Genomic DNA, 16,723 nt, shown 5'->3' on the forward strand with positions numbered 1-16,723 from the left:
CCGGCAGCACGGAGCCGCTGGAACCGGCCGGCGCGACACCGCTCCGGCCGGCACAGGCGGTATCGCTCCCGGAACCGGCGGCGCGACACCGTTCAGCCGGCACCGGCAGTACTGAGCGTCCGGAACCGGCCGGTGCGAAGCCGCGCCGGCCGGCCCCGGCGGCACTCGAGCCCTCCCGGAGCCCGGCCCGCGCGGCAACGCCCGGCCGGCCCGGAGGGCTCATCGAAACGCAGCGCCAGTCGCGCGTGCCGCCGGCCCGTCCACCGGGCCGGCGGCATCGCCGCGATCAGCAAGGAGAGGAGCACGGCGCGATGCCGGACCCCCAGCCGATTCTGCAGATGAAGGGCATTACCAAGGAGTTCCCCGGCGTCACCGCGCTGGCCGACGTCGACTTCCGCCTGTTCCCCGGCGAGGTGCACGCCCTGATGGGCGAGAACGGCGCCGGTAAATCCACCCTGATCAAGGTGCTCACCGGCGTCTACCAGGCCGAGGCCGGCGAGGCCGTGCTGGCCGGGGAGCGGGTGCACTTCAGCAGCCCGCTCAAGGCCCAGCAGGCCGGCGTCAGCACCGTGTACCAGGAGGTCAACCTCTGCCCCAATCTCTCGGTGGCGGAGAACATCTTCATCGGCCGTGAGCCGCGCCTGTTCGGGCTGATCAACAACTACCCGGAGATGCGGCGCCGCGCGCGCGAACTGCTCGCCCGCGTCGAGCTCGACATCGACGTGACCGCGCCGCTGGCCAGCTACTCGCTGGCGATCCAGCAGCTGATCGCGATCGTCCGGGCCGTGGACATCTCCGCCAAGGTGGTGATCCTGGACGAGCCCACGTCCAGCCTGGACACCGGCGAGGTGGCGCAGCTGTTCCGGGTGATGCGCCGGCTCAAGGAGGACGGCGTCGCGCTGCTGTTCGTGTCGCACTTCCTGGAGCAGATCTACGAGATCTCCGACCGGATGACGATCCTGCGCAACGGGCGCCTGGTCGGCGAGTGGCGCACCAGCGAACTGAGCCGCATCGAGCTGGTCTCCCGCATGATCGGCACGGAGCTGTCCGTGCTGGAGGCGCTGGAGGAGCAGCCGAAGCGGGAGCTGGCGGCGCTGGAGCGGCAGGAGCCGTTCCTGCAGGCCGCGCAGGTGGGCAAGACCGGGCTGGTGGCACCGTTCGACCTGGCGATCCACCGGGGCGAGGTGGTCGGGCTGGCCGGGTTGCTGGGCTCCGGGCGTACCGAGGTGGCGCGGTTGATCTTCGGGGCGGACCGGGCGGAGAGCGGGACCGTCACGATCGACGGCACACCGCTGTCCGTGAAGACGCCGCGCACCGCGATCGGTCGGAACATCGCGTTCTGCCCGGAGAACCGCAAGACCGAGGGCCTGGTCGAGGACCTCACCGTCCGGGAGAACATCATCCTGGCCATGCAGGCCGCGCGCGGCTGGCTGCGCCCGGTGCCGGCGCGCCGGCGTGACGAGCTGGTCGGGAAGTACATCGAGGCGCTGAGCATCCGGCCGGCCAACCCGGAGGCGCTGGTCCGCAACCTCAGCGGCGGCAACCAGCAGAAGGTGCTGCTCGCCCGCTGGCTGATCACGCAGCCCAAGCTGCTGATCCTGGACGAGCCCACGCGCGGTATCGACGTCGGCGCGAAGGCGGAGATCCAGCGGCTGGTGGTCTCGCTGGCCGAGGAGGGCATGTCGGTGCTGTTCATCTCCGCGGAGCTGGAGGAGGTGCTGCGGCTCAGCCACAAGGTCGGCGTGCTGCGCGACCGCCGTCTGGTGGCGGAGCTGGCCAACGACGAGTCGCTGACCGCGGACCGCATCATGCAGACCATCGCGAGCGGAGAAGGGGGCGCGGCATGATCACCCTGACGAGACATCGTCTCTTCTGGCCGGTCGTGGTGCTGGTGGTGCTGCTGCTCGGCAACCTGCTCGAGAAGCCGGACTTCTTCGCGATCAGGATCCAGGACGGCCACCTGTACGGCAGCGTGATCGACATCCTCCGGTTCGGCGCACCGCTGATGCTGGTCGCGCTCGGCATGACGCTGGTCATCGCGACCGGCGGCATCGACCTCTCCGTCGGGTCCGTGGTCGCCATCGCCGGCGCGGTCGCCTGCCTGCACATCAGCAAGCAGCCGGACCAGAACGCGATAGGCGGCGTGCTGATCGCCGTGGTGATGGCGCTCGGCGCCGCGCTGCTGTTCGGCGCGTTCAACGGCATCATGGTGTCCCGGATCGGCATCCAGCCGATCATCGCGACGCTGATCCTGATGGTGGCCGGCCGCGGCATCGCCCAGCTGATCATGGACGGGCAGATCATCACGATCAACAGCACGCCGTACAAGTGGATCGGTGCGGGCTGGCTCTTCACGCTCCCGGCCGCGGTGCTGATCGCGCTCGCCATGATCGCCGTCACCGCGCTGATCATGCGCAGGTCAGCGCTCGGCCTGCTGCTGGAGTCCGTCGGCGGTAACGCGGAGGCGAGCCGGCTGGTCGGCATCCAGTCGCGCAGCCTGGTGCTGCTGGTCTACGCGATCTGCGGGCTCTGCGCGGGCCTGGCCGGCCTGATGATCAGCTCGAACGTCTCGTCCGCGGACGGCAACAACGCCGGCCTGCTCATCGAGCTGGACGCGATCCTCGCGGTGGTGATCGGCGGCACCGCGCTGACCGGTGGCCGCTTCTCGATCGGCGGCACCGTGATCGGCGCGCTGGTGATCCAGACGCTGTCCACCACGGTCTACACGCTGGGCGTGCCGCCGGAGACCACGCTGATCTTCAAGGCGGTCGTGGTGACCATCGTCTGCCTGCTCCAGTCCCCGGCGTTCCGCCGCAAGGTCTTCGGCCGATGGGGCCCGCGCCGCACGCCACCCGCGTCCGGCAGCGCGCCGTCCGAGCCGACGAACGTGAAGGTGCCGGCATGACGACCATTACCTCTCCGACCGGCACGCGACTGGCGAAGGTCTTCAACAGCCGCCAGCGGTACGTCCCGATCCTCGCCACCGCGGCCGTGCTGCTGCTGATGTGGATCGGCGGCTCGATCCGGTACGAGAACTTCGCGGACCTCCAGGTGCTGCTGAACGTGTTCAAGGACAACGCGTTCCTGCTCGTGCTCGCGGTCGGCATGACGTTCGTGATCGTGAGCGGCGGCATCGACCTGTCCGTCGGCTCGATGCTGGCGCTCTCCACCATGCTCTGCGCCTGGCTGATCACCGAGGAGGGCTGGTCGCCCGGCGTGGTGATCCCGCTGGTCCTGGTGGTCGGCGCGGTGAGCGGCAGCGCGATGGGCGCGATCATCCACTTCTTCGAGGTGCCGCCGTTCATCGCCACGCTGGCCGGCATGTTCCTGGCCCGCGGCCTCTGCTACGTGATCAGCACGGACTCGATCCGGATCAGCCACCCGTTCTTCACCGAGACCGCGACGCAGATGGTCCCGCTCGGCGACTACCGGATCGATCCCAGCGTGGTGACGTCGCTGATCGTGGTCGCGCTCGCGTTCGGCGTGCTGCACTACACGCGGTTCGGCCGCAACGTCTACGCGATCGGCGGCAACGAGCAGTCCGCGCTGCTGATGGGCCTGCCGGTCGCGGCCACGAAGGTCGGCGTCTACGCGGTCAGCGGCCTGTGCGCGACCGGCGCGGGCGTGCTCTACACGTTCTACACCGGCGCCGGGTACAGCAACACCGGCATCGGCATGGAGCTGGACGCGATCGCGGCCGTGGTGATCGGCGGCACGCTGCTGACCGGCGGCTCCGGCTTCGTGCTCGGCACGGTGCTGGGCGTGCTGGTGTTCGGCGTGATCCAGACGATCATCCAGTTCCAGGGCCTGCTGTCCTGGTGGACGCGGATCGCGGTCGGCGCGCTGCTGCTGGTCTTCATCGTGCTCCAGCGCGTGATCGGCGCCCGCAAGACTTGAGTTTCTGGTCGTCGCTCCGCTCCTCCGGGCTCGGCGCCACGCTCTGCTTGCTGGTCGTCGCTTCGCTCCTCCGGGCTCGGCGCCACTCCCGGCGAAGGCACCGCTCTGCCGAACAGGGGACCGGAAATTTCGGGATCCCGGAACGTGCGCCGCTGGGGCAAGATAGGCGGGACAGCCGCGTGCGTAGAGGGAGGGCTCCGTGACCGTCGGGGAGGGCCGCAGGGTCACCATCACCGCGATCGCCGCGGAGGCGGGCGTGTCGGTGCCGACCGTCTCGCGCGTGCTCAACGGCCGGTCGGACGTGTCGCCGCAGACCCGGGAGCGCGTCGAGGAGCTGCTGCGCCGGCACGGTTACCGGCGCCGCGCCGCCCGCAGCCGCGTCTCCGCCAGCCTGATCGACCTGGTCTTCAACGATCTGGACAGCCCGTGGGCCGTCGAGATCATCCGCGGTGTGGAGGACGTGGCGCACGCGGCCGGCGTCGGCACCGTGGTCTCCGCGATCCACCAGCGCTCCACCTCGGCCCGCCAGTGGTTGCAGAACCTGCGGGCCCGCGCCACCGACGGCGTCATCTTCGTGGTCTCCGACCTGTCGCCGCCGCTGCTGGCCGAGCTCCGGCGGCTGAACATCGCGATGGTGGTGGTCGACCCGGCCGGCGTCCCGGCGATGGACATCCCGACCATCGGCGCGACGAACTGGGCGGGCGGCCTGAGCGCCACCGAGCACCTGCTCTCGCTCGGGCACCGGCGGATCGGCTTCATCGCGGGCCCGAAACGGCTGCTCTGCTCGCGCGCCCGGCTGGACGGTTACCGCGCCGGCCTGGAGGCGGCCGGCATCGAGATGCGGGAGGAGCTGCTCTTCCAGGGCGACTTCTACCACGAGTCCGGGTTCGCGGGCGGCACCGCGCTGCTGGAGCTGGACGATCCGCCGACCGCGATCTTCGCGTCCAGCGACCAGATGGCCTTCGGGGTGTACGAGGCGGTCCGCCGCCGTGGCCTGCGTGTGCCGGACGACGTCAGCGTGGTCGGTTTCGACGATCTTCCGGAGACGCAGTGGGCCTCGCCGCCGCTGACCACGGTGCGTCAGCCGCTGGCCGAGATGGGGCTGCTGGCCGCGCGTACGGTGTTGCGCCTGGCCCAGGGCGAGGACATCGACACGCCGCGCATCGAGCTGGCCACCCACCTGGTGGTCCGGGACAGCACCGCGGCCATCTGATCTATTTCCGGGACATTTCCGGTAACGCATTGACGCCGTCGCGCGGCCCGGCCAATACTTGGGATCGCTCCCATCGATACGCATCAACGTAAACGGCGCCTCCACCGCCGGGATCGGGAGCTTCCCCACCAGAGAGGACCGAGCCCCGATGACCGACGACTCGAAGCGCCCGCCGAGACGTCACCGCCGCCCGCTGTCCGTCGCGGCCGCCGTGCTGCTCGCGGCCGGCGCCGCGATCGCGATCCCGCAGCTCGCCGAGGCGGCCACCACGTTGCAGAGCCTGGCCGCGGCGAAGGGAAAGACCGTGGGCTTCGCGCTCACGTCGAGCTACCTGAGCGAGTCCGCGTACAAGAACATCGCCGACACCGAGTTCAACCTGGTCGTGGCCGAGAACGCGATGAAGTGGTCCTCGACCGAGCCGTCCCGCAACTCGTTCACCTACGCGGCCGGTGACCAGGTCGCCGACTACGCCGCGTCCGGCGGCAAGCAGCTCTACGGGCACACGCTGGTCTGGCACCAGCAGTACCCGAGCTGGGTGGACGGCATCAGCAGCGGCACCGACCTGCTCGCGGCCATGAAGAACCACGTGACGAACGTTGCCCAGCACTACGCCGGCAAGGTCACCGCGTGGGACGTGGTGAACGAGGCGTTCGAGGACAACGGCTCCCGGCGTCAGTCGATCTTCCAGACCCGGATCGGCAACACGTACATCGAGGAGGCGTTCAAGGCCGCGCGCGCCGCCGACCCGGCCGCGAAGCTCTGCATCAACGACTACTCCACGGACGCGGTCAACGCGAAGAGCACCGCGATCTACAACCTGGTGCAGGACTTCAAGGCGCGCGGCATCCCGATCGACTGCGTCGGGTTCCAGGCGCACCTGATCCTCGGGCAGGTCCCGTCCGACCTGCAGGCCAACCTGCAGCGCTTCGCGAACCTCGGCGTGGACGTGCGCATCACCGAGCTGGACGTGCGGATGACCACGCCGTCCGACGCGTCCGAACTGGCCACGCAGAAGAGCGACTTCCAGAAGGTCTTCACCGCCTGCGCGAACGTCACCCGCTGCACCGGCGTCACGGTCTGGGGCCTCACGGACAAGTACTCGTGGGTGCCGGACGTGTTCTCCGGCTACGGCGCGGCGCTGATCTGGGACGAGAACTACGGCAAGAAGCCTGCCTATGACGGCGCGGCCGCGGGCTTCGGCGGCACCACGACCACACCGACACCGACGACCCCGGGCCCGACCACGCCGGCCCCCGCCGGTGCGTGCGCGGTGAGCTATGCGGTGAATCAGTGGAACACCGGCTTCACCGCCACCGTGACCGTGCGGAACACCGGCAGCAGCGCGATCAACGGCTGGACTCTGACGTGGAGTTACACCGCGGGCCAGACCGTGACGCAGGCGTGGAGCGCCACGGTGACGCAGTCCGGCAGCGCGGTCACCGCGACGAACGCCGCATGGAACGCGGCGCTCCCGGCCGGCGGCAGCACGTCGTTCGGCTTCAACGGCACGCACGGCGGCAGCAACCCGGCGCCGGCCGCGTACACGTTGAACGGTGCGGCCTGCACGGTCGCCTGACGGCGCCCGAAGATCAAGAGCATGGATTAACGCAGATTCAGGGGGTACGGTCACGCCGTACCCCCTGGTCGATCTCTGAGGTTTTCAGGAGACTCTCATCGGCGCCTTTCGGAACCCCGTCGTCCCCGGATTCTTCCCCGACCCGAGCGTGTGCCGGGCCGGTGGGGACTACTACCTCGCCTGCTCCAGTTTCGAGTACGTGCCGGGGGTGCCGATCCTGCACAGCCGCGACCTCGTGCACTGGCGGCAGATCGGCAACGCGCTGAGCGAGGAGCACCTGGGGTTCGGTGCGACGGTCCCGGCGTCCGGCGGCGTCTACGCGCCCACGCTGCGGTACCACGACGGGCTGTTCTGGCTGATCACCACGAACGTCTCCGGCGGCGGCAACGTGATCGTGACCGCGACCGACCCGGCCGGCCCGTGGTCCGACCCGGTGCGGCTGCCCGGCATCACCGGCATCGACCCGGACCTGGCCTGGGACGACGACGGCAACTGCTGGTGCACGTTCGCCGGGATCGCGCAGGCGAGGATCGACCCGAAGACCGGCGAGGTGCTGGAGACGCCGCGGCGGATCTGGTCCGGCACGCCCGGTGCGCAGTACCCGGAGGCGCCGCACCTCTACCGGATCGGCGAGTGGTGGTACCTGCTGATCGCGGAGGGCGGCACCGAGCGCGGGCACGGCATCTCGATCGCGCGCGGACCCCGGCCGGACGGCCCGTTCGCGCCCTGCCCGGCCAACCCGATCCTCACCCACCGCAGCACGGACCGGCCGATCCAGAACACCGGCCACGGCGACCTGATCCAGGCGCACGACGGCAGCTGGTGGCTGCTGTTCCTCGGCGTCCGCCCGCGCGGCGGCAGCCCCGGCTTCCACGTGCTCGGCCGCGAGACGTTCCTCGCGCCGGTGACCTGGGTGGACGGCTGGCCGGTGATCGGCGAGGTCGCGCCGGTGACCGAGGGGCCGATACTGCCCGCCGCGCCCTGGCCGGACGAGGACGAGCGTGACGACTTCCGCGCGCCGCGGCTGCACCCGCGCTGGATCCAGCCGCGCGCCGCCACCGCCCGGCTGGACGTGCGCGAGGACTGGCTGACCGTGCCCGAGGGCGGCTTCGCCGGGCGCCGCCAGCAGCACCTGAGCTGCCGCGTGCAGACGCTGGCCGACGCGGAGCCCGGCGCGGCCGGCGGCCTGATGGTCCGGCTGGACGAACGCCACTGGTACGGCGTGCACATCGACGGCGACCAGGTGATCGCGGAGGCCCGGATCGGCCCGCTGCGCCAGGTGCTCGGCATGCACCGCCGCCCGGACGGCCCGGTGCTGCTCACGGTCGCGATCGACGGCGCCGGCCCGGACCCGGACTCGCCGACGGACTCGCCGGACCTGGTGCGGCTCGGGCTGGTGACGGACGGCGCGTTCGTGTCGCTGGCCGAGCTGGACGGCCGCTACGTGTCGACGGAGGTGGCCGGCGGCTTCACCGGCCGGGTGATCGGCATGTCCGCGATGCGCGGCACCGTCCACTTCGACTGGTTCAGCTACGTGGGCGCCTAGCGGCCTGCCCGGCCACGGTCACGCCCTGGTGAGCACGAGCCGGCCCGGGACGCCGCCCTTCGCCACGCGCCGATGGGCCTCGGCCGCCTCGGTCATCGGCAGCGTCGCGCTGATCACCGGCCGGATCGCGCCCTGCTCGACCAGCGCGGTGAGCTGCGCGATCCGGGCCGCGGGCGGGTTGTTGCTGAACGCCACCACGCCGGGCAGCAGGCCGGCCAGCAGGCTCCGGAGCAGGTGGTCCGGGTCGGCGACCAGCGCGATCAGGCGGCCCTTCGGGGAGAGCAGCCGGCGGTACGCACGCAGCTGTGTTCCCACCAGGTCCAGGACCACGTCGAAGCGGCCGAGATCCGCGGGCGACGTGGTGCGGTAGTCCAGCGCCTCGTCCGCGCCAAGCTCGCGCACCAGGTCCAGGGCGCGCGCACCGGCCAGCGCGGTGACGTGCGCGCCGACCGCGCGGCCGTACTGCACCGCGACCACGCCGACCGCGCCGGCGGCGCCCCGGACCAGCAGGCGGTCGCCCCTGCGCAGCGTGATCCGGTCGTCCAGCGCGGTCAGCACGGTGGTGCCGCTGACCGGGAGCGCGGCGGCCTCGGTCAGCGTCAGGTTCGCCGGTGCCGGGGCCAGGCGGGCGGCCGGGAGCGCGATCCGCTCCGCGGTGGCGCCGAACGTCCGCCACGGCAGCACGCCCCACACCCGGTCACCGGCGTGGAAGCCGCCGGCGTCGTGCACGACCACGCCGGCGAAGTCGTTGCCGATGCCGCGCGGGAGCTTTCCGGGCATGACCGTGCGCAGCCGGCCCTCGCGGATCGCCACCTCGCCGAGGCCCGCGCCGGACGCGTGCACGTCGACCAGCACCTCGCCCGGCGTCGCGACCGGATCCGGCACGTCCGCGACGTGCAGCACCTCGGGTGGTCCGTACCGGTCGTACCGTACTGCGCGCATGGCTCCGCCTCTGGCTCGCAAAAATGGGGTGGCCCCCCGTATGACTGATCGCCACGATACGGAGGGGTACCCCACTTTGCTAGTGCGGTCTGGGTCACTCGATGCGGACGCCGGTGGTGAGGTGCCGGTCCGGGCCGAGGACGCGCTCCGGGCCGGTCAGCGTGACGCGGGCCGTGTGGCGCACGTCCGTGCTGGAGGCGGCCAGCAGCAGGTGGAGCTCGCCGGGCTCGACGATGCGGCGTCCGTCGCGGCCGGTGAAGCCGGCCAGGTCGGCCGGGACCGTGAACGTGACGGTGCGGGCCTCGCCGGGCGCGAGCGCGACGCGGGCGTAGCCGACGAGCCGGCGCACCGGCTGGGACACCTGCGTCACCGGGTCGTGCAGGTAGAGCTGCACGATCTCGGCGCCGGCCCGGCCGCCGGTGTTCCGGACGGTGACCGCGACCGTGGCCTCCCCGTCCGTACCCAAAGATTGATCTTGATCTGGGGTGGTCCAGGCGAACGTGGTGTAGGACAGGCCGTGCCCGAACGGGAACAGCGGCGTCGGATCCACCGTGCTCACGTCCGTGCGGTGCCCGAGCAGTGGCGCGAGATAGGTCGACGGCTGGCCGCCGGTCGAGGCCGGGTGGCTGACCGGCAGGCGCCCGGACGGGTTGACCACGCCGGTGAGCACGCCCGCCACCGCCGGGCCGCCCTCCTCGCCCGGGAAGAACGCCTGGACCACCGCGGCCAGCCGGTCCGCGTAGGCGCCGAGCGCGTACGGCCGGCCGGAGAGCAGCACCAGCACCACCGGCCGCCCGGTGGCGAGCAGCAGCTCCAGCAGCTCGGACTGACGGCCGGGAAGGCGCAGGTCCGGCACGTCGCAGCCCTCACCGGAGGTGCCCACGCCGAAGATCCCGGAGCGGTCGCCGAGCACGGCCACGATCACGTCCGCGTCCGCGGCGTCGCCGATCGACGGCTCCTCGTCGCCGTCGATCGTGCAGCCGGGGATCGCCGCCCGGTCCAGCGCCGCGGCCAGCGTCGGGATCGGCACGCCCAGCTCCAGGCCGGGGTGGTGCGGGCCGACGTGCCGGGGGAACGTGTAACAGCCGAGCATCCCGGCCGGATCGTCGGCCAGCGGCCCGACCAGCGCGATCCGGGTCTCCGGCGCCAGCGGCAGCACGCCGTCGTTCGCGCACAGCACCACGGACCGCTCGGCCAGCGTGCGGGCGAGCGCGCGGGCCTCCGGCGGGTCCAGATCCGGGACCGCGGCCGCGGGCGCGGGCGACCAGTCCGGGTCGAGCAGGCCGAGCTCGCACTTCTGGGTCAGCACCCGGGTGGCCGCGCGGTCGACCAGCGACTCCGGGATCACGCCGGCCCGGACCGCGTCCACCAGCGGCGGGCCGTAGCAGCGGATGCCGGGCAGCTCCGTGTCGACGCCGGCGGCCAGCGCCAGCCCGGCCGCGCCCGCGTCGTCGGCCGCGGCGTGGTGCAGCATCCGCAGGTGGGACACGCCGAAGTAGTCGGAGACCACGGTGCCGGTGAAGCCCCACTCGTCGCGGAGCAGCGTGGTGAACAGCACCGGGTCGGCCGCGACCGGCACGCCGTCCAGCGCGACGTAGGCGGCCATGACGGACCGCGCGCCGCCGTCGCGCAGCGCCATCTCGAACGGCGGGAGCAGCACGTCCGCCACCTCGCGCGGGCCGATCGAGACCGGGCCGAAGTTGCGGCCGGCGGCCGAGGCGGAGTAGCCCACGAAGTGTTTCAGCGTGGCCACGACGCCGGCGTTCTCCAGACCGCGCACGTACGCCGCGCCGATCGTGCCCACCAGGTACGGATCCTCGCCGATGGTCTCCTCGACGCGACCCCACCGCAGGTCGCGTGCCACGTCCACGACCGGCGCGAGCCCCTGGTGCACGCCGACCGCGCGCAGTGATCGGCCGATCTGCCCGGCCATCCGCTCGACCAGCTCCGCGTCGAACGCGGCGCCCCAGGCCAGCGGCGTCGGATAGACCGTGGCCTGCCAGGTGAGGAAGCCGGTCAGGCACTCCTCGTGCGCGACCGCCGGGATGCCGAGCCGGCTCGCGGCGACGATCTCGGCCTGCAGCGCGGCCAGCGCGGCCGCGCCGTCCGCCGGACCGATCGGCGCGGTGCCGAACGCGCGGGTGATCTGCCCGAGCCCGGTGCGGGTCACGGCGGGCCAGTCCGGCTCGTCGAGCAGGTCGTGCTGGTGCGGCGCCATGTCGCCGTCCGTCGCGGTCGCGCCCATCCAGACGGAGCAGAGCTGCGCCGTCTTCTCCTCCAGCGTCATCGCGGCCAGCAGCGCCGCGACGCGCTCGCCGACGGGGCGGGACGGGTCCCGCCAGGGCTCGGCGACCACGGTTGCGGGGCCGGCCGACTCGCCTCGCTCGGTCACGAGCGACCTCCTGAGAGTCTTGGTGCGCAAGTTCCGATGTGTTTCCGGAAAGCTCTGGAGCCCGTGAGGCGCCAAGGTCACTACAAAGTAACGCGTGCGGCCACACATAGACAGGGGTTGACCGGGTATTCACGCCGTCGTAGCGTGCGGAACATCACCTGAATTACCGATGATCTTCCGAAAGTTTCGGCCCGTGAGGTCAAGGGGCTCGCAGCGCGACAATAGCAAGAAGTTCATCGATGTATGGAGAGTTTCGGACGTCCCTGTACCTGAAGTGGCCGGGTTCGCACCTTTCGCCTGCTAGATCTTGAGGACCAGATCTCGGCGATCGGACCGGAGGTGACCAGATGAAGGCGGCGCTCCCCGAGAACGAGGCCGGCCGGCTCGCCACCCTCCACGACCTGGAGGTGCTGGACACCGACCCGGAGCAGGAGTTCAACGACATCGTCGCGCTCGCGTCGCAGGTCTGCGGCGTCCCGATGTCGCTGGTCAGCCTGGTCGACGCGGACCGGCAGTGGTTCAAGGCCAAGGTCGGCATGGACCTGACCGAGACCTCGCGCGAGCTGTCGTTCTGCGCGCACGCGATCCTCGGCAAGGACCTGCTGGTCGTGCCGGACGTGCAGGAGGACCGGCGGTTCGCGGACAACCCGATGGCGCTCGGTGACCCCGGCGTGCGCTTCTACGCCGGCGCGCCACTGGTCACCAGCGACGGCTTCGCGCTGGGCACGCTCTGCGTGGTCGACTCCGAGCCCCGGCGGCTCAACCTGGACCAGCTCCAGGCGCTGCGCGCGCTCTCCCGGCAGGTCACCGCGCAACTGGAGCTCCGGCGGTACGCGAAGGCGCTCAACAAGACCGTGGCCCGGCTGCAGGACATCGAGCGCCGCCACGACGACTTCGCGAACCTGCTCGCCGGCGACCTGCGCGCGCCGCTGCACGAGTTCGGGGCGTACCTGGAGAGCGTCAGCGCGGGCCAGGAACCGGACCCGGTGCTGGCCGAGGCGCTGGTCCGCACCACCCGGCACCACCTCGACCCGATGCGGCAGCTGGTCGCGCACCTGCTCACCATGGCCGACCCGGAGAACGAGGGCTACGAGGCGCTGCACATGCGTGAGGTCGACCTCACCCGGATCACCGAGCGCGCGGTGCAGGCGGTCCGGCCGATCGCGGCCACCAAGGAGATCTGGATCCTGCACGGCCAGGGCCCGTCGCTGCCGATCTACGCGGACCCCGTACGGCTGGAACAGGTCTTCATGCACCTGCTCTTCGCGACCGTGAAATACACGCCGGCCGGCGGACGGGTACGGGTGACGACCGAGGCGGAGGGCGGGCCGGCCGTGCGCCTGGACGACCTCGACCAGCCCGGCGCCGAACGACCGAGCCTCTTCACGCACCTCTACTACAGCGCGATAGCGCAGCTCGACGACCGCGGCGGGCCGGACCGCGGCCTCTCCGTGGCGAAGCGGATCCTCGACGTCCACCACGCCACGCTCGCGCTCACCGACCGGCCGGGCGAGGGCACCTCGATGCGCGTGGTGTTCCCGCCGGTCACGGCCGGTCTGGAGACGCCGGCGGGCGCCGCTCCACGCTGAGCGGCGCCCACACCGGCTACGACTTCGCGGACCCGACCAGCGCGTCGCCGGTGCGCTGCAGCTTGTGCCAGCGCAGCCGTGCCCCGGTCAGCGCCGTCACCGCGGACTGGATCAGGACCAGGTACATCAGCTGCCGGTACGCGAACTGCTGCAACGGGATCGTCCACAGCGGCTTCATCGACTCGCGGTCCAGCTTGAACGCCACCACCGCGGTCAGCAGTTGCATGATCAGCATCGCGACCCAGCCGATCAGCGTCTCGGTGCGGCCCAGGAACAGCAGGCCGTAGAGCGTCAGCAGGTCGATCACGGGCGCGAGCAGCGGCAGCGTCACGCCGAACAGCGCCAGGATCGGCAGTCCCACCCGGCCGAACCGGCCCGACGAACCGGACTCCACCAGCGCCTTCCGGTGCTTCCACATCGCCTGCATCGTGCCGTACGACCAGCGGTACCGCTGCTTCCACAGCTGGCTCAGCTTCGACGGCGCCTCGGTCCAGGCGCGTGCGTTCTCCTCGTACACCACGTGCCAGCCGTTGCGCAGGAACGCCATCGTCACGTCGGTGTCCTCGGCCAGCGTCTCGTCGCTCATCCCGCCCGCCTCGCGCAGCGCCTGCCGGCGGAACGCGCCGATCGCGCCCGGCACGGTCGGCATGCAGCGCAGCGTCTCGTAGAGCCGGCGGTCCAGGTTGAAGCCGATCACGTACTCGATGTGCTGCCAGCGGGCCACCAGGCTGTTCCGGTTGCCGACCTTCACGTTGCCGGCCACCGCGCCCACGGTCGGGTCCGCGAACGGCTGCACCAGCGTCCGGATCGAGTCCGGCTCGAAGATCGTGTCGCCGTCCACCATCACGATCAGGTCGTGGCTGGCGAACGCGACGCCGGTGTTCAGCGCGTTCGGCTTGCCGCCGTTCGGGATCCGGACCACGCGCACGTTCGGCAGGCCCAGCCCGTCCGCGATCGCGGCGGTGTCGTCCGACGAACCGTCGTCGACCACCACCACCTCGATCTCGGGGTAATCGCCGCCGGCCAGTGAGCGCACGGCCGCCTCGATGCCCTCCTTCTCGTTGTAGGCCGGGACGATCACCGACACCGGGTCGGTCACCTCCGGGCCCCAGCGGAAGTCCTTCGCCCTCCGCTTCCGGGCGTGACGACCAGCCAGGACAAGCATCAGGAGGGTACGGATGAGCGTCAGCGCGCCCGCGATCACGAACAGCACGCCGAGCCCGTCGACCGTGGTGTCCGCGATCCGGATCGCCCACACCAGCGCGGAGCCACGCCACACCTCGCCGTCCGTGGCCGGCTGCTCCGTCCGCGCGGTCACGTTCCCGGCCGGCGCCGCCTTCTCCATCGCCTGGGTCAGGCCCTCGGAGACCGTGACGAACCGGTAACCGCGCTCCTTCATCGCCGGGATGAACCGGTCCAGCGCGGCCACGGTCTGCGCGCGGTCACCACCGGCGTCGTGGAACAGGATGATCGCGCCCTTGGTGCCCTCCGGCGTCGAGTTCTCCACGATCTGCGCCACGCCCGGCTTGGCCCAGTCCTGGCTGTCCGTGTCGTTCAGCACCGACAGATAGCCCAGCTCACCGGCCTCCCGGTAGAGCGGCCAGTTCTCGTCGTCGATCGCGTACGCCTTCGACGAGTACGGGAACCGGATCAGCGAGGTCTTCACGCCGGTCGCGCTCGCGATCGCCATCTGCGTCTGCGAGTACTCCGCGCGCCGCTGCCACTCCGGCATCTGCGTCAGGTCCGGGTGCGTGAACGTGTGCACGCCCAGCTCGTGGCCCTCGGCCGCGATCTGCCGGACCAGGTCCGGGTGCCGCGCCGCCCCGCTGCCCACCACGAAGAACGTGGCGTCCACGTCGTGCTTCGCCAGCGAGGCCAGCACCTTCCCGGTCCACCACGGGTCCGGGCCGTCGTCGAACGTGAGCGCGATGGTCTTGTCCGGCAGCCGGTACGACTGTGCGCCGCCCTGCGCGGTGTTGATGATCGGTCCGCCCTCGACGATCTCCGTCGGGACGGCGTCCTGTTCGCCGGAGCTCTCGTGCAGCCCGTCGGGCGAGAGCGCGGATCCGGCGTAGGCACGCACCATGAGCACACTGACCAGCAGCAACAGCAGCGTGGCCGCGACCAGCAGGCGCGGGCGCGGGACGATGCGCCGGGCCGGGGTCGCGGTGCGGGCGTGCCGGCGGGGCTGCTGGGTGGTGTCCGAGCGGGGCGGCGTCACTATCACGTGTCGATCTCCGGGCTCTCGTCGTCGGTCTCGGCGGTCCGCGCGGTCGCGTCCCCGGCCTGCTCCTCCGTGGTCACCTCGACGGGGGCGGCGGGGCGGGGCACGTCGATCGGGGGGAGGTACTCGGGAGCGGGCTGGACCGGCGCGGGCTCGACCGGGGCGGGCGGGACGTAGGCGGACTCGGGCTGGGCCGGCGCCGGCTCCACCGGGGCGGGCGCGGCGTAGGTGGGCTCGGGCTGGACGGGGGCCACGTAGGTGGACTCGGGCTGCGGCTGCGCGACCTCGCCGCCCCCGCCGGTGCCGCCGGCCGGGGGCTGCTGCACGACGGGGGTCGTGACGCCGCCGCTGCCACCGGTGCCGGTGCCCGTGCCGCTGCCGGTTTCGGTGCCTGGGCCTCCGTTGTTGGAGCCGCCGGTGCTGGTGCCGCCGCCGTTGGAGCCGCCGGTGGTGCCGCCGCCGGTGGTGCCGCCGCCGTTGGAGCCGCCGCTGGTGGTGCCGCCGGACTCCGGGACCGGGACCGGGACCGGCACGCCCGCGCCGGCACCCACGCCGCCGCCGGGGCCCGGGACCGGCGGGATCGACGGGCTCGGCGTGACCGGCGGGACCGCCGTGCCGCTCGGCGCCGGAGCGCTCGGCGTCGCGTCGGCCGGCTTCGACGGCGTCGGCGTCACCGCGGCCGACTCGAGCGGCCGTGGCGACGTGGTCGGGACCGGCGTCGGCGCCGTGCCCAGCCCGACGCCGACGGTCTGCGTCGGGACCGGCGGGAGCTGCGGGGCCGCGTCCGGCTGCGGGAACGCCTGGTACGGCCCGGTCGGGTTCTGCTGCGGTTCGGCGGACCGGTTCGGCTGCGCCGGGGTCTGTGTCGGCTCCGGCGGGAGCAGGCCGGGCAGCACGTTCTCCAGCGCTTCGGGGAACGGCAGCAGCGCGTGCGGGCTGACCGGGCCGCCGGCCAGACTGACGCCGACCATTCCGGTGTAGACCATGCAGAGCGCGCCGACCGCGAACGCGACGCGCCGCACCCGCTTCCGGCGACGGCCGGTCACGTCGACGAAGACCGGTCCGGCCGACGAGGAATTGATCGGCAGCGCCTCCGTCACGAGCGTGAGGTCGCCCGGGTCGATGGAGTCCGTGGACAGGTCCGGAGAATTGATTTTCGTGTAGCCGAGTTCGATGTTCACGGTGTCCGCGTGCGCCATTCCGGCCAGCGGAAGATCGTTCTCCTCGTGCAGGAGCGTGCGGTCGTGCCCCCGGTCCGCGGGGGCGGTGCGGGTGTCGTCGGGGCCGCTCGGGCCGTTCGACCGGTCAGTGGGGGGATCGTGCTGAGTCACCCTGCGAGATTAT

At 71.9% G+C, this 16,723-nt stretch carries 11 protein-coding genes; 7 read left to right on the forward strand and 4 right to left on the reverse strand.

Annotated elements, in window-relative coordinates; all coding sequences use genetic code 11:
- Positions 1-311: 311 nt before the first annotated feature.
- The 6 genes from OP04_RS32335 (at position 312) to OP04_RS32360 (ending at position 8,232) form a co-directional block, all read left to right on the forward strand.
- On the forward strand, positions 312-1,847 hold the full coding sequence (locus OP04_RS32335) for a sugar ABC transporter ATP-binding protein (RefSeq protein ID WP_033343687.1): 1,536 nt from the start codon (positions 312-314) through the stop codon (positions 1,845-1,847).
- A complete protein-coding gene (locus OP04_RS32340) occupies positions 1,844-2,905 on the forward strand; it encodes an ABC transporter permease (RefSeq protein WP_033343688.1) in 1,062 nt (353 codons plus the stop codon). Before OP04_RS32335 ends, OP04_RS32340 begins: the two co-directional genes overlap by 4 nt.
- Positions 2,902-3,897, forward strand: coding sequence for a galactofuranose ABC transporter, permease protein YjfF (yjfF, locus tag OP04_RS32345; protein WP_033343792.1), 996 nt, complete (start codon positions 2,902-2,904; stop codon positions 3,895-3,897). The genes OP04_RS32340 and yjfF overlap by 4 nt, the downstream gene beginning before the upstream one ends.
- Positions 3,898-4,096: 199 nt before the next feature.
- Positions 4,097-5,110 (forward strand): LacI family DNA-binding transcriptional regulator, encoded by a 1,014-nt coding sequence (locus OP04_RS32350; protein WP_033343689.1) that lies wholly within the window; start codon positions 4,097-4,099, stop codon positions 5,108-5,110.
- A 148-nt stretch (positions 5,111-5,258) separates the two neighbouring features.
- Entirely contained in the window at positions 5,259-6,686 is a 1,428-nt protein-coding gene (locus tag OP04_RS32355) for an endo-1,4-beta-xylanase (RefSeq protein ID WP_033343690.1), read from the forward strand.
- Positions 6,687-6,783: 97 nt separating this feature from the next.
- A complete protein-coding gene (locus OP04_RS32360; protein WP_033343691.1) occupies positions 6,784-8,232 on the forward strand; it encodes a glycoside hydrolase family 43 protein in 1,449 nt (482 codons plus the stop codon).
- Between the two features lie 18 nt (positions 8,233-8,250).
- Here the strand turns inward: OP04_RS32360 and OP04_RS32365 are convergent, their stop codons facing one another.
- Both OP04_RS32365 and OP04_RS32370 read right to left on the reverse strand, forming a co-directional pair.
- Positions 8,251-9,174, reverse strand: a complete 924-nt coding sequence (locus OP04_RS32365) for an NADP-dependent oxidoreductase (protein ID WP_033343692.1) — start codon at positions 9,172-9,174, stop codon at positions 8,251-8,253.
- A 94-nt stretch (positions 9,175-9,268) separates the two neighbouring features.
- A complete protein-coding gene (locus OP04_RS32370) occupies positions 9,269-11,566 on the reverse strand; it encodes a beta-xylosidase/alpha-l-arabinosidase (RefSeq protein ID WP_332309692.1) in 2,298 nt (765 codons plus the stop codon).
- Positions 11,567-11,913: 347 nt separating this feature from the next.
- Here OP04_RS32370 and OP04_RS32375 point away from each other — a divergent pair, with 347 nt between their 5' ends.
- On the forward strand, positions 11,914-13,155 hold the full coding sequence (locus OP04_RS32375; protein ID WP_033343693.1) for a GAF domain-containing sensor histidine kinase: 1,242 nt from the start codon (positions 11,914-11,916) through the stop codon (positions 13,153-13,155).
- A 16-nt stretch (positions 13,156-13,171) separates the two neighbouring features.
- Here OP04_RS32375 and OP04_RS32380 read toward each other — a convergent pair whose 3' ends face one another.
- Together OP04_RS32380 and OP04_RS32385 are read right to left on the reverse strand one after the other, a co-directional pair.
- Entirely contained in the window at positions 13,172-15,376 is a 2,205-nt protein-coding gene (locus tag OP04_RS32380) for a bifunctional polysaccharide deacetylase/glycosyltransferase family 2 protein (RefSeq protein ID WP_408606806.1), read from the reverse strand.
- Between the two features lie 2 nt (positions 15,377-15,378).
- Entirely contained in the window at positions 15,379-16,710 is a 1,332-nt protein-coding gene (locus OP04_RS32385) for a hypothetical protein (protein WP_033343694.1), read from the reverse strand.
- Positions 16,711-16,723: the final 13 nt, after the last annotated feature.

This window comes from Catenuloplanes japonicus (assembly GCF_000717135.1).
Classification (GTDB): Bacteria; Actinomycetota; Actinomycetes; order Mycobacteriales; family Micromonosporaceae; genus Catenuloplanes; species Catenuloplanes japonicus.

Coding starts and splice junctions, on each gene's coding strand:
- OP04_RS32340 (WP_033343688.1), top strand. CDS start 1,844: ATGATCACCCTGACGAGACATCGTCTCTTCTGGCCGGTCGTGGTGCTG.
- OP04_RS32375 (WP_033343693.1), top strand. CDS start 11,914: ATGAAGGCGGCGCTCCCCGAGAACGAGGCCGGCCGGCTCGCCACCCTC.
- OP04_RS32355 (WP_033343690.1), top strand. CDS start 5,259: ATGACCGACGACTCGAAGCGCCCGCCGAGACGTCACCGCCGCCCGCTG.
- OP04_RS32335 (WP_033343687.1), top strand. CDS start 312: ATGCCGGACCCCCAGCCGATTCTGCAGATGAAGGGCATTACCAAGGAG.
- yjfF (WP_033343792.1), top strand. CDS start 2,902: ATGACGACCATTACCTCTCCGACCGGCACGCGACTGGCGAAGGTCTTC.
- OP04_RS32365 (WP_033343692.1), bottom strand. CDS start 9,174: ATGCGCGCAGTACGGTACGACCGGTACGGACCACCCGAGGTGCTGCAC.